General features: G+C 67.6%; 21 protein-coding genes. 3 read left to right on the top strand and 18 right to left on the bottom strand.

The window, feature by feature from the left end; translation table 11 throughout:
• Positions 1-76: 76 nt before the first annotated feature.
• Positions 77-1006, bottom strand: coding sequence for a Rossmann-like and DUF2520 domain-containing protein (locus DIE12_RS17720; RefSeq protein WP_124521629.1), 930 nt, complete (start codon positions 1004-1006; stop codon positions 77-79).
• A 512-nt stretch (positions 1007-1518) separates the two neighbouring features.
• Between DIE12_RS17720 and DIE12_RS17730 the strand changes: the two genes are divergently transcribed.
• Positions 1519-1812, top strand: coding sequence for a hypothetical protein (locus tag DIE12_RS17730; RefSeq protein ID WP_044846230.1), 294 nt, complete (start codon positions 1519-1521; stop codon positions 1810-1812).
• Positions 1813-1915: 103 nt separating this feature from the next.
• On the opposite strand, the gene DIE12_RS17735 is transcribed toward DIE12_RS17730, so the two are convergent.
• Positions 1916-2590 (bottom strand): LysE family translocator, encoded by a 675-nt coding sequence (locus tag DIE12_RS17735; protein WP_124487761.1) that lies wholly within the window; start codon positions 2588-2590, stop codon positions 1916-1918.
• Between the two features lie 34 nt (positions 2591-2624).
• Positions 2625-4181: a UbiD family decarboxylase gene (locus tag DIE12_RS17740; RefSeq protein WP_124487762.1), complete on the bottom strand. Its 1557-nt coding sequence runs from the start codon at positions 4179-4181 to the stop codon at positions 2625-2627.
• A gap of 597 nt (positions 4182-4778) precedes the next feature.
• Here DIE12_RS17740 and DIE12_RS17745 point away from each other — a divergent pair.
• On the top strand, positions 4779-5906 hold the full coding sequence (locus DIE12_RS17745) for a lytic transglycosylase domain-containing protein (protein ID WP_124521631.1): 1128 nt from the start codon (positions 4779-4781) through the stop codon (positions 5904-5906).
• 119 nt (positions 5907-6025) lie between these two features.
• Here DIE12_RS17745 and DIE12_RS17750 read toward each other — a convergent pair whose 3' ends face one another.
• The 9 genes from DIE12_RS17750 to DIE12_RS17790 form a co-directional block, all read right to left on the bottom strand.
• Positions 6026-7222 (bottom strand): pyridoxal phosphate-dependent aminotransferase, encoded by a 1197-nt coding sequence (locus DIE12_RS17750; protein ID WP_124521633.1) that lies wholly within the window; start codon positions 7220-7222, stop codon positions 6026-6028.
• 69 nt (positions 7223-7291) lie between these two features.
• Positions 7292-7729 carry a transcription antitermination factor NusB gene (gene nusB, locus DIE12_RS17755; RefSeq protein WP_044846225.1) on the bottom strand — a complete coding sequence of 146 codons (438 nt, stop codon included), beginning with the start codon at positions 7727-7729 and terminating at the stop codon, positions 7292-7294.
• Positions 7726-8244 (bottom strand): 6,7-dimethyl-8-ribityllumazine synthase, encoded by a 519-nt coding sequence (ribH, locus tag DIE12_RS17760; protein ID WP_124521635.1) that lies wholly within the window; start codon positions 8242-8244, stop codon positions 7726-7728. The genes nusB and ribH overlap by 4 nt, the downstream gene beginning before the upstream one ends.
• Before the next feature lie 53 nt (positions 8245-8297).
• Positions 8298-9440, bottom strand: a complete 1143-nt coding sequence (gene ribBA / locus DIE12_RS17765; RefSeq protein ID WP_044846224.1) for a bifunctional 3,4-dihydroxy-2-butanone-4-phosphate synthase/GTP cyclohydrolase II — start codon at positions 9438-9440, stop codon at positions 8298-8300.
• Positions 9441-9627: 187 nt separating this feature from the next.
• A complete protein-coding gene (locus DIE12_RS17770; protein WP_124487766.1) occupies positions 9628-10146 on the bottom strand; it encodes a DUF1993 family protein in 519 nt (172 codons plus the stop codon).
• Between the two features lie 182 nt (positions 10147-10328).
• Positions 10329-10958: a riboflavin synthase gene (locus DIE12_RS17775; protein ID WP_124521637.1), complete on the bottom strand. Its 630-nt coding sequence runs from the start codon at positions 10956-10958 to the stop codon at positions 10329-10331.
• A gap of 14 nt (positions 10959-10972) precedes the next feature.
• Positions 10973-12094 (bottom strand): bifunctional diaminohydroxyphosphoribosylaminopyrimidine deaminase/5-amino-6-(5-phosphoribosylamino)uracil reductase RibD, encoded by a 1122-nt coding sequence (ribD, locus tag DIE12_RS17780; RefSeq protein ID WP_124487768.1) that lies wholly within the window; start codon positions 12092-12094, stop codon positions 10973-10975.
• Positions 12095-12109: 15 nt separating this feature from the next.
• On the bottom strand, positions 12110-13393 hold the full coding sequence (hemL, locus tag DIE12_RS17785) for a glutamate-1-semialdehyde 2,1-aminomutase (protein ID WP_124487769.1): 1284 nt from the start codon (positions 13391-13393) through the stop codon (positions 12110-12112).
• A gap of 174 nt (positions 13394-13567) precedes the next feature.
• Positions 13568-14020, bottom strand: a complete 453-nt coding sequence (locus tag DIE12_RS17790) for a hypothetical protein (protein ID WP_124487770.1) — start codon at positions 14018-14020, stop codon at positions 13568-13570.
• 247 nt (positions 14021-14267) lie between these two features.
• Here DIE12_RS17790 and DIE12_RS17795 point away from each other — a divergent pair, with 247 nt between their 5' ends.
• Complete coding sequence (locus tag DIE12_RS17795; protein ID WP_124487771.1) at positions 14268-15485, top strand: Bcr/CflA family multidrug efflux MFS transporter; 1218 nt, start codon at positions 14268-14270, stop codon at positions 15483-15485.
• A 20-nt stretch (positions 15486-15505) separates the two neighbouring features.
• Here the strand turns inward: DIE12_RS17795 and DIE12_RS17800 are convergent, their stop codons facing one another.
• The 6 genes from DIE12_RS17800 to zwf form a co-directional block, all read right to left on the bottom strand.
• Positions 15506-15967, bottom strand: a complete 462-nt coding sequence (locus DIE12_RS17800; protein ID WP_124487772.1) for a type VI secretion system amidase immunity protein Tai4 — start codon at positions 15965-15967, stop codon at positions 15506-15508.
• Between the two features lie 73 nt (positions 15968-16040).
• Positions 16041-16397, bottom strand: coding sequence for a DUF1493 family protein (locus tag DIE12_RS17805; RefSeq protein WP_124521639.1), 357 nt, complete (start codon positions 16395-16397; stop codon positions 16041-16043).
• Positions 16397-16828, bottom strand: coding sequence for an STM2901 family protein (locus DIE12_RS17810; protein ID WP_124487774.1), 432 nt, complete (start codon positions 16826-16828; stop codon positions 16397-16399). The genes DIE12_RS17805 and DIE12_RS17810 overlap by 1 nt, the downstream gene beginning before the upstream one ends.
• A gap of 574 nt (positions 16829-17402) precedes the next feature.
• The gene (locus DIE12_RS17815) at positions 17403-19331 is read right to left on the bottom strand and encodes a bifunctional transcriptional regulator/glucokinase (RefSeq protein ID WP_124487775.1); all 1929 of its coding nucleotides are present in this window, start codon (positions 19329-19331) and stop codon (positions 17403-17405) included.
• The gene (pgl, locus tag DIE12_RS17820; protein ID WP_124521640.1) at positions 19309-19989 is read right to left on the bottom strand and encodes a 6-phosphogluconolactonase; all 681 of its coding nucleotides are present in this window, start codon (positions 19987-19989) and stop codon (positions 19309-19311) included. Before pgl ends, DIE12_RS17815 begins: the two co-directional genes overlap by 23 nt.
• An 86-nt stretch (positions 19990-20075) precedes the next feature.
• Positions 20076-21545, bottom strand: coding sequence for a glucose-6-phosphate dehydrogenase (zwf, locus tag DIE12_RS17825; protein ID WP_124487777.1), 1470 nt, complete (start codon positions 21543-21545; stop codon positions 20076-20078).
• Between the last annotated feature and the right edge of the window lie 181 nt (positions 21546-21726).

Raw genomic sequence — 21726 nt, forward strand, 5'->3', positions numbered from 1 at the left:
CGTTGGCATCCTTTTTATACAGTCGAGTAGCGTGCGGCCGCCAACGCCGGATGGCGGCGCATCGGCCGACACCTTATCACGCCTCGTCCCGCGGCGGGGAGGGGTGCCCGGTCGTGCGCGCGAGCGACGTTTCGACGGCCTGCGTGAGCGCCGGCAGCGCGGCCGGCGGCGCGGCGCGCTTCGCCGCGAGCGCGACCGCGCGGCGGGTCATCAGCGCGTACAGCGTCGCGTGATCGCCGCCGCGCGCCTCGAGCAGCGCGAGCTGACGCTCGACGATGCCGGTGTCGCCGCGCGATACCGGGCCCGCGAGTGCGTTCGCGAGGCCCTTGTCGCGCGCGGTCTCGATCGTGCCGGCGAGCATCGGCAGCAGCGCGCGCAGCGCCGCTTCCTCGTCGAAGCCGAGGCCGCGCCACAGCTCGACCGCCTCCGACAGCCCGCACAGCGCGAAGCTCGCCGCGTAATGGGCGGCCGCGTGATAGAGCATCCGGCCGCCGGCCGGAATCGACAGCGGATGGCAGCCGAGTGCGTCAGCAAGCCGCAGCAGCGTCGCGTGCAGCGCGCCGTCGGCTTCGAGCGTGACCGAGCAGCCGTCGATGCGGGCGAGATCGGCGTCGGTGCCGCCGAACAGGTAGAGCGGATGGAAGCCGCCCGTGGCCACGCCTTGCCGCTTGGCCGGATCGAGCAGCTCGACCGCCGACGCACCGCTGCAGTGGACGAGCGCCTGGCTCGCCGCGCGCGCCGCGTCGAACCGCAACGCCGCGGCGGTCGACGCGAGATGGTCGTCGGGCACGGTGAGGAAGATCAGGTCGGCGGCGTCGACGACCTGCTGCGGCGTGTCGACCGCGCGGCAGCCGTCGATGCGCGCGGCGAGCGCCGTGGCCGATTCCGCCGTGCGGCTCGCGATCGCGACGACCGGAAAGCCGGCCGCCGCGAAACGCAGGGCAAGGCAGCGCGCCAGGCGGCCGGCGCCGATGAAGCCGAGGCGGGGCGTGTCGGGAAGGGACATGGTGGGTCACGAAGCGAAAACGGAGCAGCCGCCAGTATCGCAGGAATGACGGGGCGGCCGCGCAAGGGCGGCGTCGGGCGAGGACGACCTGGAAGACCGCGTGCGACACGGGGTAGCGGTAAATTCGCGCGGCCGTTTTCGCCGCCCGCGACGATCGCGTGATTCGGCCCCGAATCACGCGGGGGCCACATCCCCGTTGAATTGTCGGCGTCTTGTCTCAAATTTGTAATCGTTCATTACGGAAGCGTGCCCGCCGTGCTTGCCGGATCCGGTAAGACTGACCGGACAATGTGTCGCGCTTTCACTGGTCGGACGGAATCACGCGACCGGCAAGCGATGTCAAGGATCCGCAAGGCCACGCCGCACGGTGTTTGCAGCCGGATGGAATTGCAATTTGCAACAAATGCGCGATACGCGCGCGGCGGGTTTTCGCTACATTGCTTGCATGCGACGTGCATGCCCGCCGTTGCCGACAGGAGCGCACAAATTACCGCTCCAGCAGGAGAATCGAAGTGAAAAAGCTCATTCCGTTCATCGCCGCCGCCGCGCTGGGCCTGGGTGCCGCGAGCGCCGCGCAGGCCCACGTGTCGATCGGGGTCGGCATCGGGGTTCCGATCGCACCTGCGTATCCCGTGTATGCGGCGCCGCCGCCCGTGTACTACGCACCGCCGCCCCCGCCCGTGTATTACGCGCCGGCGCCGGCCTACTATGCACCGCCCCCCGTGGTCGTCGGCGGCTACTACGGCCGTCCGTACTGGCGTCACGGTTACGGCGGCTGGGGCCACCACGGCTACTGGCGTCGTTGACGCATTCCGCGCGGCGGCCTGACCGCGCGCGGCAAAACGGCGCAACGTCCCGCGTGGGGCGTTGCGCCGTTTTTCATTGGGCGCGCGATCCGGTGCGCGCCGGTTACGACACGGCGTGCGCGATCAGGTCGCGATAGCCGCCGACGATCACGCTGTACGAGAAATACGCGAACAGCAGCGCCGACGCGACGTGGCATGCGCGCATCAGCCCCGCGCCCGCGCGCTTGCGGCCCTGGCTCGCGAGCGTGCACATGAACAGCGTCCACGCGAGGCCGCCGAGGAAGAAGCCGGACAGGAACACCGACGCCGTGGCCGGCGTGGTCGCGCCGGCTTTCGCGATCAGCGCGCCGCCGACCGCCGCGAACCACAGGATCGCGCTCGGCGACGACATCGCGAGCAGCATCCCGCGCATGAAGCTGCGCCGCGCACTGGCACGCGGCTGCGGCGTGTCGTCCGCATCGCCGTCGTCGGTGCCGCCGGCCGGCGCGAGCGCTTCACGCGCCATCTTCCACGTGAGGAACAGCAGCACCGCACCGCCGCCGATCCAGACGATCCAGCGCACGGTCTCGAACTGCAGCAGCACGGCCATGCCGGCGAGCGCGAGCGCCGCGTAGACGAGGTCGCCGACGCACGAGCCGACGCCGAGCCAGAAGCCGGGCCGGAAGCCGTGCGACAGCGTCAGCGACAGCATCGCGACGTTGACGAGGCCGATGTCGAGACATAGCGAAAGCGACAGGAAGAATCCGTCGGACAGCATCGAGGCGGGAGGAAAGCTCATCGTCGTTCTTGTCGGGTGCGTTCAGCGCGCGGACTTACAGTCCGATCTCCTGCCAGAGGCGGTCGACGCGCGCCTTCACGGCGGCGTCCATCTCGATCGGGCGGCCCCATTCGCGGTTCGTCTCGCCGGGCCACTTGTTGGTCGCGTCGAGCCCCATCTTCGAGCCGAGGCCCGCGACGGGCGACGCGAAATCCAGATAGTCGATCGGCGTGCTGTCGACCATCACGGTGTCGCGCACGGGGTCGACGCGCGTCGTGATCGCCCAGATCACCTCGTTCCAGTCGCGGATGTTCACGTCCTCGTCGACGACCACGATGAACTTCGTATACATGAACTGCCGCAGGAAGCTCCACACGCCGAACATCACGCGCTTCGCATGGCCGGCGTAGCTCTTCTTCATCTGGACGATCGCCATCCGGTAGCTGCAGCCTTCCGGCGGCAGGTAGAAGTCGGTGATCTCGGTGAACTGCTTCTGCAGCAGCGGCACGAACACCTCGTTGAGCGCGACGCCGAGCACGGCCGGCTCGTCGGGCGGCTTGCCCGTATAGGTCGAGTGATAGATCGCGTCGCGACGCATCGTGATGCGCTCGACGGTGAACACCGGGAACCACTCCTGTTCGTTGTAGTAGCCGGTGTGGTCGCCGTACGGGCCTTCGAGCGCATGCTCATAAGCGGCCGACGCGTTGCCGGCCGGCCGCGGCGGTGCGCCGGCCGGGGCGGGGGCGGGCGCGCCTTCCTGCGGATAAATGAAACCTTCGAGCACGATCTCCGCGCGGGCGGGCACCTGCAGCGTGTCGACGCCGGGCGTCAGGCACTTCGCGAGCTCGGTGCGGCTGCCGCGCAGCAGGCCGGCGAACTGATACTCGGACAGCGAATCGGGCACCGGCGTCACCGCGCCGAGCGTCGTGGCCGGATCCGCGCCGAGCACGACCGCGACCGGATATGGCTTGCCGGGGTTCTTCAACGCGAATTCGCGGAAGTCGAGCGCGCCGCCGCGATGCGCGAGCCAGCGCATGATCAGCTTGTTGCGGCCGATCAGCTGCTGGCGATAGATGCCGAGGTTCTGGCGCGGCTTGTTCGGCCCGCGCGTGACCGTGAGGCCCCACGTGACGAGCGGCCCCGCGTCGCCGGGCCAGCAGGTCTGGATCGGCAGCTTGTGCAGGTCGACGTCGGCACCTTCCCAGACGATCTCCTGGCACGGCGGCGACGACACCGATTTCGGCGCCATGTCCCATACGGCCTTCGCGAGCGACAGCAGCTTGCCGGCGTCCTTCAGGCTCTTCGGCGGATCCGGCTCCTTCAGCGCGGACAGCAGCCGCCCGAGGTCGCGCAGCGAGCCGAGCGCGGCGTCGTCGCCGGCATCGACGCCCATCCCGAGCGCGACGCGGCGCGGTGTGCCGAACAGGTTGCCGAGTACCGGGAACGCATTGCCGGGCGGCGCGGCGAACAGCAGCGCCGGGCCGCCGGCGCGCAGCACGCGGTCGCACAGCTCGGTCATTTCGAGCACGGGCGACACGGGTTGCGTGACGCGCCGCAGTTCGCCGAGCGCCTCGAGGCGCTGGATGAAATCGCGTAAGTCTTTGTATTTCATGAACAAGGTCCGGGCCGCCCGCAAGGCGGGCAGCGATGGGCGGGCGCAGCGGCCGGCTGCGGCCCCGAATCGAGCGCAGATTTTACCCGGGCCGCCGCGCGCACGCCCGGGCGGAGAAAAAAGTGGACCGCGCGGAGAGCCCCTACGGCAGGGGGCTTGCGATCTGAAGGGCGGTTCAAAATTACTTTTTGTTATAATTTGAAGGTTTTATAGTGTTGACGATCTATAAAACCCTGCTAGAATCCGCTCACATTGGCTGCAGGGTAAAAGGCTTCGAGCCGCCAATCACCGATCTTTGACGCAGCGCGTCACCGTCCGCCGAAACCTGCACGGCGTATTCGACGGCCTTTGTCGTAGTCCCAGCCAGCGCCACCAGACGCTGGTTTTTTGCGTGGGTGCCACCGCGTATGCCCGCCTCGCCCAATGTGCGAAGGTGCCGGCCGTCTTATACCGTGGCCTCGAACGGTACTTATACCGTTTCCCCGATGCCTGCATGCCCCGACCAAGGCGTGCGGCGTCGTGATTCCGCGGCGCGTTTTCTGTCTCGCCATCGAGCCGAGCGAGTCGCACGAGTCATGTTCATGGGAGATGATCTGAATGAACGCTTGGTTATCGTGGCGTCCCAGTGAGCAGCATGCACAGATCGTGCGCAACATGCTGCGTCGCGGGACGCGTGTCAGTCACCATTTATTCAGCGTCGTCGGCTGTTTCGCCGTCGCGATCGCACTGGCCCTGTGGCTGCTGCCGACCGTGCGCGGGAACCTCGCCGCGAAGCTGATGCCGGTCGTATCCGCGGCCGTGCAGGCCGGTCCGGCCCGTCTGCTGACCGGCCATCCGCTGCCGAACTTCGCGCCCGCCGGCGCGCAGCCGCAGCAGGAAGAGGCTCCCGAGACGGATGCGCTCGCCGTCGGTCTCGACGTGGCACCGGAAACCGCCGCGCAGAGCGATGCGTCCGATCCGGCCCGCAACGGCCCGTCGCCTGTCGCGCTCGCGAAACTGATCCCGTCCCAGCGGGTCCCGGCCGATGCGCGCGACGACCGTGCGCTCGCGTCGAACCGCCAGCAGGCGCTCGTCGCCACCTACCTGTCGCGCCGTTACCGGGTCGCCCAGGAGCCGCTCGGCCAGCTCGTCAAGGCCGCGTTCCAGACCGGCCACGACGTCGGCCTCGATCCGCTGCTGCTGCTGTCCGTGATGGCGATCGAATCGGGCTTCAACCCGTACGCGGAAAGCGGCGTCGGCGCGCAAGGCCTGATGCAGGTCATGTCGAAGGTCCATTCCGACAAGTTCGAATATTTCGGCGGTACCGACACCGCACTGCAGCCGCTCGCGAACCTGCAGGTCGGCGCGCTCGTGCTGAAGGACTGCATCGCCCGCGGCGGCTCGCTTGCGAACGGCCTGCGTCTGTACAACGGCTCGACCAACCCGGACGACACCGTGTACGGCTCGAAGGTCATGGCCGAGCGCGGCCGCCTGCGCGATGTCGCGCACGGCCGCAGCGTGCCGGTCAATGCGCCGCAGGCGCCGGCCCAGCCGTCGAAGCCGATCGTCACCGCGGCCGTGACGGCGGCGGCAGGCAGCACGAAGCGCATGCACGCGACGCTCGACGCAGCGCAGCCGATCGCCGCGAAGGCCGCCGCGGCGCCGAAGGGCGCGCCGCAGCAGGACGACGCAAGCGTCGACACCGCGAAGCAGGCGCACGGCGATCATTCGGAGCTCGGCGCGTAAGTCACGCAACGCCCCGCGGTTCCGGCAGGACTCAAGCAAAAAGGCACCCGTTCGGGTGCCTTTTCGTTTTGGCGTGGACGGTAGCGTCCGGCACGCCGGCCGGGAGGGCCGCTCGGACGTCAGTGCTGGCCGAACAGCGTCGCGAGCCGCTCGACGGCCTCTTCGAGGCGCGAATAGGCGGTCGCATAGGACAGCCGGATATAGTCGCGCGGCGCATGCACGCCGAAATCCATGCCCGGCACCAGCACGACGCCCGCGTCGTGCAGCATCGCCTGCGTGAGCGCCGCGCTGTCGCCGGCCGCCGGATGGGCGACGCCGCCGCAGTGCGCATAGACGTAGAACGCGCCGTCCGGCATCACCGGCACCGTGAAGCCGAGCCGTTCGAGCGCCGGCGCGATGAAGTCGCGGCGACGCTTGAATTCGAGGCGACGCGCCTCGTAGATGTCGAGCGCCGCCGGTTCGAAGCACGCGAGCGCCGCGTGCTGCGCGAGCGTGGACGGGCAGATGAACAGGTTCTGCGACAGCTTTTCGAACGTGCTCACGAGCGCGGGCGGTACGACCAGCCAGCCGAGCCGCCAGCCGGTCATGCTGAAGTACTTCGAGAAGCTGTTGACGGTGACGACATCATCGCCGTATGACAGCGCCGACACGGGCGCCGCATCATAGCTGAGCCCCTGGTAGATCTCGTCGACGATCGTGAAGCCGCCGCGTGCGCGCACGGCTTCGACGATCCGCTTCAGTTCGTCCGGCTCGAGCGACGTGCCGGTCGGGTTCGACGGCGACGCGAGCAGCACGCCGCGCGTGCGGCTGCCCCAGCGCGTGCGGACGTCGTCCGCGGTGAGCTGGAAGCGCGCTTCCGGGCCGCTCGGCACGAGCACCGGGAGGCCTTCGGCCGCCGCGACGAAGTGCCGGTTGCACGGGTACGACGGGTCGGGCATCAGCACCTCGTCGTCGCGGCCCACGAGCGCGAGGCACGCGAGCAGCAGCGCGGCCGACGCGCCGGCCGTCACGACGATCCGCTCGGGGCTGATCGTGAGGCCGTACGCGCGCGCGTAGTGCGCGGCGATCGCTTCGCGCAGCGGCGCGATGCCGAGCGCGCTCGTGTACTGCGTGACGCCGCGGCGCAACGCGGCCGCCGCCGCCTCGACGACGGGCTCCGGTGCGGTGAAGTCCGGCTCGCCGATGCCCATGTGGATAACGTCGCGCCCGGAGGACTCGAGCCGCTGTGCCTCCTTCATCAGTTCCATCACGTAGAAGGGCTGGATCGCGTCGACGCGTGCGGCGAGCGTGACGAGCGAATCGGCAGTGGTATTCATCGGTCGGGCGGAGCGGGGAGGGGAGGGAGAACGAAAAACGGGCGCTCGCGCGCCCGTCTACCTGCGGAATCAGCCGTTGCGGCGCGCCTGCGTTTCGGCGGGGCGCAGCTTCGCGGCGAGCTTGTCGAGCACGCCGTTGACGTACTTGTAGCCGTCGGAGCCGCCGAACGTCTTCGCGAGTTCGACTGCTTCGTTGATGATCACGCGGTACGGCGTTTCGACATGATGCGTGAGCTCGAACGTCGCGATCAGCAGCACGGCGCGTTCGACCGGCGACAGCTGGTCGACCGGACGGTCCAGCGACGGCGTGAGGGCTTCGACGAGCGTCGCATGCTCGCGAATCACGCCGTGCAGGATCGCGTCGAGCAGCTCCTTGTCGGCCTTGTCGTAACCGAGCGCGCCGCGCAGTTGCGCGTCGATCTCGCCGGGGGCCGCGTTCGACAGCAGCCACTGATACAGGCCCTGCGTCGCCAGCTCGCGCGATTGTCGGCGGGCGCTCTTCTTCATGCGCGCTCCTCTTCGTCGTCTTCGTCTTCTTCGTCCTCGTCCTCATCGTCGCCGAGCTGGTCGAGTGCCATCGTCAGGTTGGCCATCTCGACCGCGACGCGCGCGGCGTCACGACCCTTTTCGGTCATGCGCGCGACGGCCTGCTCGTCGTTTTCGGTCGTCAGGACCGCGTTCGCGATCGGCAGGTTGAAGTCGAGGCCGATGCGGGTGATGCCCGCGCCGCTTTCGTTCGACACGAGTTCGAAATGGTACGTCTCGCCGCGGATCACCGCGCCGAGCGCGATCAGTGCGTCGAACTGGCCGCTTTCCGCGAGCTTCTGCAGCGCGAGCGGGATTTCCAGCGCGCCGGGCACCGACACGAGCAGCACGTCTTCACCGGAGACGCCGAGGCGCTCGAGTTCTTCGACGCACGCATCGGCGAGGCCGTTGCAGACGGGTTCGTTGAAGCGGGATTGCACGATGCCGATACGCAGGCCGTCGCCTTCGAGATTCGGTTGGTATTGTCCGATTTCCATGATCTGGTCCGTGGTGTGGATGAACGGTTATAGGGCGAAAGCGTCGTGGCGGGTTACGCGTGGGACGCCGGGCAGGACTTGGCTTCGCCGCCGGGCATCGGAATGAAGCCCGTGACTTCGAGGCCGTAGCCGGACATGCTGCCCAGCTTGCGCGGATTCGACAGCACCTGCATCCTGGCGACGCCGACATCGCGCAGGATCTGCGCGCCGATGCCGAACGTCTTGAAATCGACCGGCCGGCGCTTCAGCGCAGCGGCCTTTTCTTCCTCGTCGAACGCCTTGAAGACGTCGATCAGATGTTCCTTCGTGTCGCCGCAGTTGAGCAGCACGATCACGCCGAGGTCGCGTTCCGCGATGTCGCGCATCGCCGCGTCGAGCGTCCACGAGTGTGTCGAGACGCCCGTCTCGAGCAGGTCGAGGACCGACAGCGGCTCGTGCACGCGCACGGGCGTATCGACGTCGGGCGACGGCGTGCCGCGCACCAGCGCGATGTGCGGCGAGCCGCTCGGCTGGTCGCGGTACAGCACCGCGCGGAACGTGCCGTGCGCGGTCTGCATCGTGCGCTCGGCGATCCGCTCGATGATCGATTCGGTGCGGCTGCGGTACTGGATCAGGTCGGCGATCGTGCCGATCTTCAGGCCGTGTTCCTTCGCGAACTCGAGCAGGTCGGGCAGGCGCGCCATCGTGCCGTCGTCCTTGATGACCTCGCAGATCACCGCGGCCGGCGTGAGCCCGGCGAGCGCGGTGAAGTCGCAGCCGGCCTCGGTGTGGCCGGCGCGCACCAGCACGCCGCCCGGCTGCGCCATGATCGGGAACACGTGGCCCGGCTGCACGATGTGCTCGGGACGGACGTCGTGCGCGACCGCCGTGGCGATCGTATGCGCGCGGTCGGCGGCCGAGATGCCGGTCGTCACGCCTTCGGCCGCTTCGATGCTGACCGTGAACGCGGTGCCGTACTGGGTGCCGTTGCGGTAGGTCATCAGCGGCAGGTGCAACTGCTTGCAGCGTTCCTGCGTCAACGTCAGACAAATCAGGCCGCGGCCGTACTTGGCCATGAAGTTGATCGCTTCCGGCGTGACGAATTCGGCGGCGATCACGAGGTCGCCTTCGTTTTCGCGGTCTTCTTCGTCGACCAGGATCACCATCCGGCCGGCTTTCAACTCCGCGATGATGTCGAGCGTGGAGGCGAGCGTCATAAGGGGGCGAGAAAGAGGAAAGTGCGTATTTTACGCCAGCCGGGCCGCGTTTCGGCTGGCACCGGCTGCGCGCGGCCGGCGAGCGCGCCGAAACGCGGCGCGACCGGCCTGCGAGGCGGGCCTGCCCGGGCCGCCGCGGCCCGCCCGATGTCAGGCAGCCGCAGGCTGGCCGGGGCCCCGCCGTGCGTCACGCGTGGTCGTTGCGGCCGCCGAGGTAGTCGAGCTTGCCGAGTTCGACGCCGCTGTGACGCAGGATGTCGTACGCCGTCGTCACGTGGAAGAAGAAGTTGGGCAGCACGAAGTTCAGCAGGTACGACTGCCCGGTGAACTCGATCGGACCGACACGCATCTTGAGCACGACCTGGCGTTCTTCGCTGCCGTCGATCTGCGCGGCGTCGAAGCCTTTCAGGTAGTCGATCGTCTTCTGGATGCGCGCATGCAGTTCGTCGAACGTCTGCTCGACGTCGGGGAAGCTCGGGATGTCGACGCCGGCGAGCCGGGCGGCGCAACCCTTGGCCGTGTCGGTCGCGATGTACACCTGGCGGACGAGCGGCAGCATGTCCGGATAGAGGCGTGCGCCGATGAACACCGACGGGTCGATTTGCTTCTCGGCCGCATGCGCCTGCGCCTTGCCGAGGATGTGCTGCAGGTTGGTCAGGCCGCGGATCAGGACGGGCAGCGAAGCCTGGTACATCGAGATGGACATGGGGACGACTCCTGGAGGAAAAGGGGCAGCCGGTACGCGGCGCACCGTGCGTCGCGGCGCCGAAAACGCTGCCGTTGCATCTTAGCGCGACGGGATGGCGCGTGCGCGTCGTTGGCCATCAGGCCAGGTGCCGCGCCGAGCCGCCAGCCGCCAATCCCTGCCCAGGGGGCGGAACCGCCGGATCAGTCCTGATGCACGCCCTGCGATGCCGACATCATCCGCTCGACATACCGCGCGATCATGTCGATTTCGAGATTGACCTTGTCGCCGGCCGTCACGTGACGCAGCGTCGTGACCTCGACCGTATGCGGGATCAGGTTGATCGAGAATTCGCAGCCGTCGGCGCGATCGTCGACCGTGTTGACGGTCAGGCTCACGCCGTTGACCGTGATCGAGCCCTTGTACGCCAGATAGCGGCCGAGCTCGCGCGGTGCGACGATGCGCAGCTCGTGCGACTCGCCGACCGGCGCGAAGCGCGTCACGGTACCGAGGCCGTCGACGTGGCCCGACACGATGTGCCCGCCGAGGCGGTCGTGCGCGCGCAGCGCCTTCTCGAGGTTCACTTCGCCGGGTTGCGCGAGCCCGACCGTGCGGTTCAGGCTTTCGCGCGACACGTCGACGTCGAATCCGGTGCCGGTCTTGGCGATCACCGTCATGCACGCACCCTGGATCGCGATGCTGTCGCCGAGCGCGACATCGGCGAGGTCGAGCCCGCCGGCCTGTACGGTCAGCCGCACACCCGCGTCGGGCGACGCGCCGAGCGGGGTGATCGATTCGATGCGGCCGACGGCCGCGACAATTCCGGTAAACATCGTGACGGCTCCGTTCAATGCGTGGCAGGGGGCGGCGCGACACGCGCCAGGATCCGCAGATCGTCGCCGATCCGCTCGACGCTGTGGAACGCGAGCCGCGTGCGGGCGTCGAGGCTCGCCGGTGCGGCGAGGTCGAACATGCCGGCCGCGTCGCTGCCGAGCAGGCTCGGCGCGAGATAGACCAGCAGCTCGTCGACGCACTGCTCGCGCAGCAGCGAGCCGTTCAGCTTGTGGCCGGCCTCGACGTGCAGCTCGTTGACGCCGCGCGCGCCGAGCGCCGCCAGCATCGCGGGCAGGTCGACCTTGCCGTGCGCATTCGCGAGCGGCACGATTTCCGCGCCGCGCGACTTCAGCACGTTCGCGCGCACTTCGCCGGCGGCATCGAGCCGGCCGCAGAAGATCAGCAGCGGCGCGCCTTCGAGCAGGCGCGCATCGAGCGGCAGGTCGAGGCGGCTGTCGACCAGCACGCGCTGCGGCTGGCGCGGCGTGTCGATGCCGCGCACGGTCAGGAGCGGGTTGTCCTCGCGTACGGTGCCGATCCCGGTGAGGATCGCGCACGCGCGCGCGCGCCAGGCGTGGCCGTCGAGGCGCGCGGCCTCGCCGGTGATCCACTGGCTTTCGCCGGACGGCAGCGCGGTGCGTGCATCGAGCGACGCGGCCGTCTTCATCCGCACCCACGGGCGGCCGCGCGTCATACGCGACACGAAGCCGATGTTCAGTTCGCCCGCTTCATGCGCGAGCAGCCCGCAGCGCACGTCGATGCCCGCGTCGCGCAGCATTCCGAGGCCGCGCCCGGACACCTGAGGATTCGGGTCTTCCATCGCCGCGACGACCTTCGCGACGCGCGCGTCGATCAGCGCGTTCGCGCACGGCGGCGTGCGGCCGAAGTGGCTGCACGGCTCGAGCGTCACGTACACGGTGGCGCCGGCGACGTCGTGGCCGCGCGCGCGCGCGTCCTTCAGCGCCTGCACTTCCGCGTGGTCCTGGCCGGCCGGCTGCGTAAAGCCTTCGCCGATCACGTCGCCGTCCTTGACGATCACGCAGCCGACGCGCGGGTTCGGCGCGGTCGTATACATGCCGCGCGCCGCGAGCGTCAGCGCGCGCTGCATGTGGGCGAAATCGGTATCCGAGAACATGCGTGCGGACCCGGGTCAGGCGGCCAGCGCCGCGAACGCGCGGCGCGCGGCCGCGAGCGTCGCGTCGATCACCGCGTCGTCGTGCGTGCTCGACACGAAGCCGGCCTCGTACGCGGACGGCGCGAAGTACACGCCTTCGTCCAGCATCAGGTGGAAGAAGCGGTTGAAGCGCTCGGTGTCGCTCTTCGTGACTTCCGCGAAGCTGGTCGGCACGCGCTCGGCGAAGTACAGGCCGAACATCGCGCCGATCGAGTCGGCCGCGAACGGCACGCCGGCCGCGCGCGCTTCGGCCGCGAGGCCGTCGGCGAGGCGCTTCGTCTGCGCGGTGAGCGCGTCGTAGAAGCCGGGCGCCTGGATCAGCTGCAGCGTCTTCAGGCCCGCGGCGACCGCGATCGGGTTGCCCGACAGCGTGCCGGCCTGGTACACGCCGCCGAGCGGCGCGAGGTGGGCCATGATGTCGCGGCGGCCGCCGAACGCGGCAGCCGGCATCCCGCCGCCGATCACCTTGCCGAGGCAGGTGAGGTCGGCCGCGATCCCGTAGTACGCCTGCGCGCCGCCGAGCGCGACGCGGAAGCCGCACATCACCTCGTCGAAGATCAGCACGGCGCCGTGCTTCGTGCACAGCGCGCGCAGCGCGTTCAGGAACTCGGGCGTGCCGCGCACGAGGTTCATGTTGCCCGCGACGGGCTCGACGATCACCGCGGCGATCTCGTGGCCGAACGCGCCGAACGCTTCTTCCAGCGCGGCGACGTTGTTGTATTCGAGGACGGTCGTGTGCTTCGCGATGTCGGCCGGCACGCCGGCCGACGTCGGGTTGCCGAACGTCAGCAGGCCCGAGCCGGCCTTGACCAGCAGGCTGTCCGCGTGGCCGTGGTAGCAGCCCTCGAACTTGACGATGCGGCTGCGGCCCGTGAAGCCGCGCGCGAGACGCAGCGCGCTCATCGTGGCCTCGGTGCCGCTCGACACCATCCGCACCTGCTCGATCGACGGCACCAGCTTGCAGATTTCCTCGGCGATCTCGATTTCCGCTTCGGTCGGCGCGCCGAACGAGAAGCCGTCGGCGAGCACGTTCTGCACGGCCGACAGCACTTCCGGATGGACGTGGCCGACGATCATCGGGCCCCACGAGCCGATGTAGTCGATGTACTGCTTGCCGTCGGCATCCCAGAAGTACGGGCCTTGCGCGCGCGACACGAAGCGCGGCGTGCCGCCGACCGAACGGAAGGCGCGCACCGGCGAGTTGACGCCGCCCGGGATGGTCTTCTGGGCGCGTTCGAAGAGGATCTGATTGTTGGACATGTGCGAAACCTGCGAGAGAAGGGCGCGGGGGCCTGTGCACGGGCCGCGGCGCCTGAGCGGAACGATCGTCTGATTGTACCGGAGACGCGCCCGGCGGGCCCGCGGCCGGGTCTGCGGCCTTTGCGCGCGTGGGGGATTGGCCGGCGCGAACGGCGCGCGGCCGATCCGGCCCGCTTATCGTGGCGACCGGCGCTTGCCGGTCAGCTCGGCCCAGCGCTTCTCGAGCGGGCCTTCGACCATCGGCTTGATCGACGTGCCGGAGGATTGAGCGTCCCAGGTCTGCACCGAGTACGGATGCGCGCGCAGCGCGTCGCGCGGGATCACGACGTCCTGGTGGGCGTCGACCAGCCAGTCGTAGACGAAATCGATGCACAGCCGGTAGCCGCGCTTCGTCGCCGGGTCGGGCACCTCGTAGGGCGCGCGCGTCACGTAGCCCGAGCCGAACACGCCCTTCGGCTCCTGCGCGACGCGGTGCAGGAACACACGGTCGCCCGGCAGGATGCCGCGCGCGAAGCCGCAGCCCCACACGTCGTGCACGGCATCGCCGGCCTTCACGCGCGCGGCGACGTCGGGCAGCTCGGGCCACGGCCATTTCTTGGGGCTCCAGATCAGCAGGAAGGCGGTCATCGGGTCGGTCGTGCGTCGGATTGATCAGACAAGAGAGGCGGGGAGCAGCAAGCTTAATCGAATCCGCGCGCGGTCTGCCGCGACGCCGGTCATGCGCGCGTGTTCCAGCCTGGCGCGGCAGACCGCGCGCGGCACGCGAAAAAGTTGCGCGTACAATCATGTGCTTGAACGCGCCGCTTGCGGCGTAGCCTCCCGTCTTCACCGCCACGCGTGCCCCGATGCGCGCGGGCCTCCATTGCGGATACCCATGTCCCACGTCGTCCGGCGCCGGCCCGATGCCCGGCTGATCCTGTTGCTCGGTGCTCTCGCCGCCTGCGGGCCGATCGCCACCGACATGTACCTGCCGAGCCTGCCGTCGATCGCCGACGGCTTCTCCGTGAGCCCCGGCGCCGCGCAGCGCACGCTGACGAGCTTCATGGCCGGCTTCTCGATCGGCATGCTGCTGTACGGTCCGCTGTCCGATACGTGGGGCCGCCGGCCCGTGCTGCTCGGCGGCATCGCGCTGTTCACGCTCGCGAGTGTCGGCTGCTTCGTGTCGGGCTCGATCGACATGCTGATCCTCGTGCGCTTCCTGCAGGCGCTCGGCGCGGGCGCCGCGTCGGTGCTCGCCCGTGCGATCGCGCGCGACGCGCACGAGCCGACCGATGCGGCGAAGGTGCTGTCGATGGTCGCGATCGTCACCGCGGTCGGGCCGCTGCTCGCGCCGCTGATCGGCGGCCAGATCCTGCGCTTCGCCGGCTGGCGCGGCGTGTTCGTCGTGCTGGCCGCGTTCGGCGCGCTGTGCGCGGCGACCGCGTACCTGCGCGTGCCCGAAACCTGGCCGAAGGAGCGGCGCAAGAGCACGGCCGTGCTCGCGTCGTTCGCGTCGTACGGGCGCATCCTGTCCGATCCGGTCGCGTGGGGGCACATGCTGTGCGGCGGGATGGCGTTCGCGTCGATGTTCTCCTACATCACCGCGACGCCGTTCGTGTACATCGAGTATTTCCACGTGTCGCCGCAGCATTACGGGCTGCTGTTCGGCCTGAACGTCGTCGGGATCATGATCGGCAACTTCGCGAACACGCGGCTCGTCGGCCGCGTCGGCTCGCTGCGCCTCATCGCGACCGCGTCGCTCGTGAGCTGCGTCGCGTCGCTCGCGGTCGCATTCGTCGCGCTGACGGGACTGGGCGGGCTGTGGTCGATCGTCGTGTGCCTGTTCTTCGTCGTCGGCGTGGTCGGGATCCTGTCCGCGAACTGCACGACCGACCTGATGCACCGCTATCCGCACAACGCGGGTGCGTCGGCGGCCGTGTTCGGCGCGATGCAGCTCGCGCTCGGCGCGCTCGCGAGCATCGCGATCGGCGCACTGGCGGACGGCACGCCGTTCGCGATGGGTGTGACGATCGGCGTCTGCGGCGTGCTGTGTTTCGTCGGGCGTTACCTCGTGCTGCGCTGGCATGGCCGGCCGGTGAAAGCGGGGGCTTGAGCGGTGCGGGAGGATCGGCCTCACCTGGAGCGGTCTGACGAGCGATTATCGAGTCGATAGCTGCGCTTCGGGTTGATGACGAACCGTTTGACCTGAGCGTCGAGTTCCTTGCTGTGGTACAGGTCCAGGCATTTCAAAAAATCGAACCCGACGCCTTTGATTTCGGACTCGACGATCGGATTGCGATAGTCGCGTGCAAGAAAACGATTGACTAGCGATTTGCCCGCGTCGGGATTCCGTTCAAGATCGAAGTACGTCCAGTCCATCAGCGCACTCGCGCTGCATCCCGCGTCCATCGCAGCGGACGGTTCATTCCGATACGCGGTCGCGACACACTCGGCGAGCACCATGTCCTTGTAATTCTGGGCGTAGGTTCGGGCGCTGGCTTGTGGCGACGATGTCGTATCTGTTGCATGGCCCGATTGTGCCGCCAACGTCAGTGCCAAAAATATCACACGCTGGAACAGCGGATTTTGTCTCATGGCAGGCTCCAGACGCGTGCACAGATCCAACACATCGCCTAAAAAATAAACCGGTCTATTTGGCGAGGTACGATCAGCGCGGCAGACTTTCCAAGCGCTGATTGTTCCACTCTCCATCCAAAATAGCCTGATAGAGCATGCCTAGAGTCAGTGGCACTTTGTCATATTTTTCTCGGCGTTTTCTGGAGAAAGCCATCCGCGCCACTTCAATCAAGCTGAAGCCCTCTCCTGAGAAGTAGCGATTGAACTCAAAATCTCCAACTTGCACCGGAAACTTATCGAAGAAGCTCTCCATAAACTCGATCGCATCGTCGCCAGTGATATCCAAATCACCCTCGATGGCATGACCTTTTGTGAGAATTTTTTGGGGACTAACACCGGCCTCCCTTCTCACAAAATCCTGAAACTCGTTCCATGTAAATTGGCTCATCAGAACACCTTGTCCTCAGGCTTAACAAGCGCGTTATAGCGCGACACGGAACGAATGCTGATCATCGTGACATCGTTGGCAGCAATGACCCAGCCAACGACAGGAACCGCGCGCCCAACGAAAACCCCGATGTTTCTCACCAGAATGAACCTCAAGCGCTTAACGCTGGCGTTGGTCAGCGTTGGGAGGATCTTCTTCTTCAAATCGTAGTCCAGATACTTGCGACTCAATATCGACGCAACAGAAGTACCCGGCGTGGTACCAAAAGGCTTTGCTCGTGTTGGCATCCAATTTTGACCGGCCACAATGGCAACCACCGCTGCTACATCGTCAACACCAAGCTCCTTGCATGTCTCATCGACAAAGACAAGGAAAAACAGCTCCATCGGCGTGAGATCTCGATGTGTACCAAAGGCATAGGTATTGTTCATTATAGTATTCCTCTCTCAGGCTATCGACGAGGCTGAAACCTCGAAGAGAACGATCCCCTGCCTATCGTCTCGGGTGCTGCCTCCCAGCGAAGGCGGGGGATTTGATCACTTCTGCTTTGCCCGATCGCTGGATATTGGTGGCCACGTTGCCCCCAATCGTTCGCGCAACTTTCTCCGTGGAATTTATCGGCGCATAAATGCGCATTGCTGCTGCCCATGCGGCTGAAAAGCGTGGTCTAGGCATATCCCTCTCCGCAAACTGGATGAACGTGATGCTGTCGATGCCAATCGGGGTTCTGCGAGAAACGCGTCATTTCTCGCGTCGAACCGGGATGGCCGCATCACGGGGAGCGAAGGAAGTTACCGAGCCTGGGCAACTGCTGACAATTGGACTTGTTCGAAAATAGGGGCGTGTACGAACGTATGAGTCACGCGCAGCCCTCGGCAGACGGCATCGTCGATGCCTGCCGGGCCGCTGTGGTGCGGGGCGGTGCCGCACATGTGAAACACCCCGAACGCCGGGCTTGAATCCAGCATTCGGGGTGTCGTGTATCGACGGCGTTTCGCCGAAGCGTCAATCCCGCGCGACGTCCTTCGCCGCCGGTGACGCGCCGTGGCTCAGCCAGTCGAGCACGTCGGCCGTTTCGTCGTCGCTCGCCCGTGCGCGCGCCTGCGCGACGGCCTCCGGCAGCTCGCCGTTGGTCGACGCGCGACGGATCGCGACGCCGACCGCGAGGATGTCGATCATCAGCAGATGCAGGATTCGCGAGATCATCGACAGCTGAGATTCGCGCATCTCGATGTGATCGGTCTCGAGCGCGACGGTCGCGCGCTTCGCGAGCGGCGTGTTGCTCGACGTGATCGCGATCACCTTCGCGCCGGCCTGCATCGCGACCTCCAGCACACGCAGCAGCTCCGGCGCGCGTCCCGACTTCGACACCGCGACGATCACGTCGCCCTTGCCGAGCAGCGCGGCCGATGCGGCCTGCATGTACAGGTCGCCGTACGCGATCGTCGGGATTCCGAAGCGGAAGAACTTGTAGTGCGCGTCCTGCGCGACGATGTTCGAGTTGCCGAGCCCATAGAACTCGATGCGGCGCGCACCGTTCAGGATCTCGATCGCGTTCTCGACGTGCTCGAAGTTCAGGTGTTCGCGCAGCTGCAGGATCGCGGACACCGTGTTGTCGAGCACCTTCGCGCCGAAGTCGGTGGCCGTGTCGCCGAGATGGACCTGGCTGTGGCTCATCGGAATCGTGCCGGTGAGGCCGGTCGCGAGCTTCAGCTTGAAGTCCGACAGCCCCTGGCAGCCGAGCGAGCGGCAGAAGCGGATCACCGTCGGCTGGCTCACGTCCGCCTTGCGCGCGATGTCGACGATCGGGTCGTTGATGATCGAGCGCGGATGGTTCAGCGCGAGATCGGCGACGCGGCGCTCGGCCGGCGTCAGCGCGTCGCGCATCTGGCGGATCCGCTCGAACACGGCCGACGACGCGCCGCCCGAACGGTTCGACAGCTGCTCCGCGAGGATCGCCGATACCCCGAGGAACGCCGGATATTCGGCGGTGATCAGGTAGGTCGGGATGTTCTGGAGATACTGCGTGAAGCGGCCCTTCGCCTCGAAGCGTGCGCGGAACGACGAGCGCGTGAACAGTTCGCCGAGCTTCAGCGCGACGCCGCCGCCGATGTACACGCCGCCGAGCGCGCCGAGCGTCAGCGCGACGCTGCCCGCGAACGCGCCGAGGATCCCGCAGAAGCATTCGACCGTCTCGAGCGCGAGTGCGTCGCCCGCATGCGCACGCTCGACGATCTCGGCCGTGTCGACGGTCGCGGCGACGCGCTTCTTGTCGCGCGCGGCGAGCGCACGATAGATGATCTCGATGCCGGGCCCCGCGCACACGCGCTCGAACGACACGTGCGGAAACTTCTTGCGCGCGTACTGCAGCACGAGATCCTCGCGCTCGTCCTGCGGCGCGAACGACGCGTGACCGCCTTCGCTGCCGAGCGCGATCCAGCGGTCGTCCGCCGGAATCAGGCCGGACACGCCGAGCCCGGTGCCGGGCCCGAGCAGCCCGATCACGCTGTTCTGGCGGCGCGCGCCGCCGCCGATCTGCACGCGCTGCGCATCGGTCAGGCCCGGCAGCGCCATCGCGAGCGCGGTGAAGTCGTTGACGACGAGCAGCGTGTCGAAGCCGAGCGCGCGGCGCGTCGCCTCGATCGAGAAGCTCCAGTCGTGATTGGTCATCGTCACCTGGTCGCCGTCGACCGGGTTCGCGATCGCGATCGCCGCGTGGTTCACGCGGCTGATCTTCACGTCCTTCAGATACTTGCGGATCGCGTCGGTGAGCGTCGGGTAGTCGGCGCCGGGATAGACGCGGATCTGCGTGATCTCGCCGGGGCCGGTTTCCAGCGCGAATCGCGCGTTGGTGCCGCCGACGTCCGCGAGCAGGCGCGGGCCGTCGGCATGCTGGCCCGCGACGACAGCCTTACTTTGCGCACCAGTAGACATCGAGCTGGGTCCCCTTGTCGTTGGCCAGTTGGGAAATCGCGTTCTTCTGCAGCGTCGCGGCCGCGGCGTCGAGCACGTCGCGCTTGGCGGGGCCCGCGATCAACAGGAACAGCCGCTCGACGCGCTTCAGCGCATCGAGCGAAAAGCTCACGCGCGCATGCGGCGCGGCGCCGGGATGCACGGCGACGAAGCGCTCGGGCGTCGTGATCGCGTAGTCCCATTCGGGCGCGTCCGCGAAGATCGATGCCGTGTGGCCGTCCTCGCCCATGCCGAGCACCGCGACGTTCGGCACGCGGTAGTCGGCGTTGGCGTTGAGCGCGGCGACGTGCGCATCGAGCGATGCGCGCGTGTCGACGAGCGGCAGGAAGCGGGCAGGGGCCGCCGCGTGCTGCAGCAGCGTGTCGCGCACGAGCTGCGCGTTGCTGGCCGCGTCGTTCTCCGGCACCCAGCGGTCGTCGACCAGCGTGACGTCGACGCCGGCCCAGTCGAGCGCTGCGTGCGACAGCGTGTGCAGGAACGGGCGCGGGCTCGTGCCGCCGGACACCGCGAGCGTCGGGCGCGCGGGGCCGGCGAGCGCGGCGCGCAGCGCATCGCCGACGGCGCGCGCGAGCGCTTCGCTTTGCGCTTCCTGGGTGTCGAAAGCGTGGATCTCGATCACATCTCCTCCGGACTGCTTTGTCTGTTCAATTCGTGCGAATCGTGGGGCACGTTGCCGCGCGCTGGCGCGCACGGCAACGGTTTGCATCAGTTTTCTTCTTCGAGCCAGCAGGTGCCGTGCTGCGCGAGCATCGCGCTCGCCGCGGCCGGCCCCCACGTGCCTGCCGCGTACGGCTTCGGCGGTTTCAGCGAGCGTGCCCATTCGTTCAGGATCGGCTCGACCCAGCGCCACGCGGCTTCCTGCTCGTCGCGACGCACGAACAGCGCGAGGCGGCCGTTGATCACGTCGAGCAGCAGGCGCTGGTACGCCTCCATCTGCCCTTCCTTGAAGAACTGGTCGAACGCGAGGTCGAGGTGCACGCTCGCGAGGTTCATCCCTTCGCCGGGCTGCTTCGCGAGGCAGTACAGGCGAATCGTCTCGTTCGGCTGCAGCCGGATCACGAGGCGGTTCGAACCGGGGCGCAGCGCGGTCGGGCCCAGCGCCGAGTGCGGCACCGGCCGGAAGTTCACGACGATCTCCGCGACGCGGTCGGCCAGACGCTTGCCGGTGCGCAGGAAGAACGGCACGCCGGCCCAGCGCCAGTTCTCGATCTCGACCTTCAGCGCGACGAAGGTTTCGGTCGGGCTGTCGGGTTTCACGCCGGGCTCGGTGGCATAGGCCGGCACCTGTGCGCCCTTGATCACGCCCGCATGATACTGGCCGCGCACCGCGACCTTGCCGATGTCGCGCGGATCGATGGGCTTCAGCGCACGCAGCACGCGCAGCTTTTCGTCGCGCACCGCGTCGGAATCCATCGAGTGCGGCGGCTCCATCGCGACGATCGACAGCAGCTGCAGCAGGTGGTTCTGCACCATGTCGCGCAGTGCGCCCGTATTGTCGTAGAAATCGCCGCGCGCCTCGACGCCGAGCTCCTCGGCGATCGTGATCTGGATGCTCTCGACCCATTCGCGGCGCCACAGCGGCTCGAACAGCGCATTGCCGAAGCGCAGCGCGAGCAGGTTCTGTACCGGCTCCTTCCCGAGATAGTGGTCGATCCGGTAGATCTGGTCTTCCGCGAAGATCTCGCCGACCGCGTCGTTGATCGCGTTCGACGATTTCAGGTCGTAGCCGAGCGGCTTCTCGAGCACGATGCGCGCGCCCTCGTTCAGGCCGACCGACGCGAGCGCCTTGCAGATCGGCACGAACAGCGACGGCCCTGTGGCGAGATAGAACACGCGGATGCCGGACAGCTGCGCGACCGCGTCGCGCAGCACGACGTAGTCCTCCGCACGGCCGAGGTCGAGCTTCACGTATTCGATGCGCTCGAGGAAGGATTTCCACACGCTTTCGTCGAATGCCTTGCCGGCCGCCTTCGCCGCATGCGGCTTCACATGCGTGTCGACCCACTCGAGATAGCCGGCCCGATCCGATTCGTGCCGCGCGACGGCAACGATCCGGCCGCTTTCCGCAAGCATGTTGCCGCGGTGCGCTTCGAACAGCGCGGGCAGGATCTTGCGCATCGACAGGTCGCCGGTGCCGCCGAAAAGTACGAAGGTAAAGCTGGAATCGGTATGCATGTGTCTCCGCCGATTGGGGTGCTGGGAAGCGATCCGTAGTGCGATAAAAATATTTTTGACACTGAATTGTAGTTTAACTACAATCCGCCGCAAGGGGTAGCACCTGGGCGAAGAAAAAAAGAAGCGCGGTCGATGAACTGCGCGAGCTTCGCCTTCGGGAGCGCCTTGTGCCGAATGTTAT

Origin of the sequence: Burkholderia sp. Bp9015, assembly GCF_003853505.1 — a bacterium.
Classification (GTDB): domain Bacteria; phylum Pseudomonadota; class Gammaproteobacteria; order Burkholderiales; family Burkholderiaceae; genus Burkholderia.

Excerpts from the sequence above, each read along its gene's own strand:
- hemL (WP_124487769.1), bottom strand. The coding sequence starts at position 13,393 with ATGTCCAACAATCAGATCCTCTTCGAACGCGCCCAGAAGACCATCCCG.
- DIE12_RS17790 (WP_124487770.1), bottom strand. The coding sequence starts at position 14,020 with ATGACCGCCTTCCTGCTGATCTGGAGCCCCAAGAAATGGCCGTGGCCC.
- ribH (WP_124521635.1), bottom strand. The coding sequence starts at position 8,244 with ATGGAAATCGGACAATACCAACCGAATCTCGAAGGCGACGGCCTGCGT.
- DIE12_RS17745 (WP_124521631.1), top strand. The coding sequence starts at position 4,779 with ATGAACGCTTGGTTATCGTGGCGTCCCAGTGAGCAGCATGCACAGATC.
- DIE12_RS17795 (WP_124487771.1), top strand. The coding sequence starts at position 14,268 with ATGTCCCACGTCGTCCGGCGCCGGCCCGATGCCCGGCTGATCCTGTTG.
- DIE12_RS17735 (WP_124487761.1), bottom strand. The coding sequence starts at position 2,590 with ATGAGCTTTCCTCCCGCCTCGATGCTGTCCGACGGATTCTTCCTGTCG.
- DIE12_RS17775 (WP_124521637.1), bottom strand. The coding sequence starts at position 10,958 with ATGTTTACCGGAATTGTCGCGGCCGTCGGCCGCATCGAATCGATCACC.
- DIE12_RS17740 (WP_124487762.1), bottom strand. The coding sequence starts at position 4,181 with ATGAAATACAAAGACTTACGCGATTTCATCCAGCGCCTCGAGGCGCTC.
- zwf (WP_124487777.1), bottom strand. The coding sequence starts at position 21,545 with ATGCATACCGATTCCAGCTTTACCTTCGTACTTTTCGGCGGCACCGGC.
- ribD (WP_124487768.1), bottom strand. The coding sequence starts at position 12,094 with ATGTTCTCGGATACCGATTTCGCCCACATGCAGCGCGCGCTGACGCTC.
- DIE12_RS17750 (WP_124521633.1), bottom strand. The coding sequence starts at position 7,222 with ATGAATACCACTGCCGATTCGCTCGTCACGCTCGCCGCACGCGTCGAC.
- DIE12_RS17720 (WP_124521629.1), bottom strand. The coding sequence starts at position 1,006 with ATGTCCCTTCCCGACACGCCCCGCCTCGGCTTCATCGGCGCCGGCCGC.
- DIE12_RS17805 (WP_124521639.1), bottom strand. The coding sequence starts at position 16,397 with ATGAGCCAATTTACATGGAACGAGTTTCAGGATTTTGTGAGAAGGGAG.
- nusB (WP_044846225.1), bottom strand. The coding sequence starts at position 7,729 with ATGAAGAAGAGCGCCCGCCGACAATCGCGCGAGCTGGCGACGCAGGGC.
- DIE12_RS17770 (WP_124487766.1), bottom strand. The coding sequence starts at position 10,146 with ATGTCCATCTCGATGTACCAGGCTTCGCTGCCCGTCCTGATCCGCGGC.
- DIE12_RS17800 (WP_124487772.1), bottom strand. The coding sequence starts at position 15,967 with ATGAGACAAAATCCGCTGTTCCAGCGTGTGATATTTTTGGCACTGACG.
- ribBA (WP_044846224.1), bottom strand. The coding sequence starts at position 9,440 with ATGACGCTCGCCTCCACGCTCGACATCATCGCGGAGTTGAAAGCCGGC.
- DIE12_RS17815 (WP_124487775.1), bottom strand. The coding sequence starts at position 19,331 with ATGTCTACTGGTGCGCAAAGTAAGGCTGTCGTCGCGGGCCAGCATGCC.
- DIE12_RS17810 (WP_124487774.1), bottom strand. The coding sequence starts at position 16,828 with ATGAACAATACCTATGCCTTTGGTACACATCGAGATCTCACGCCGATG.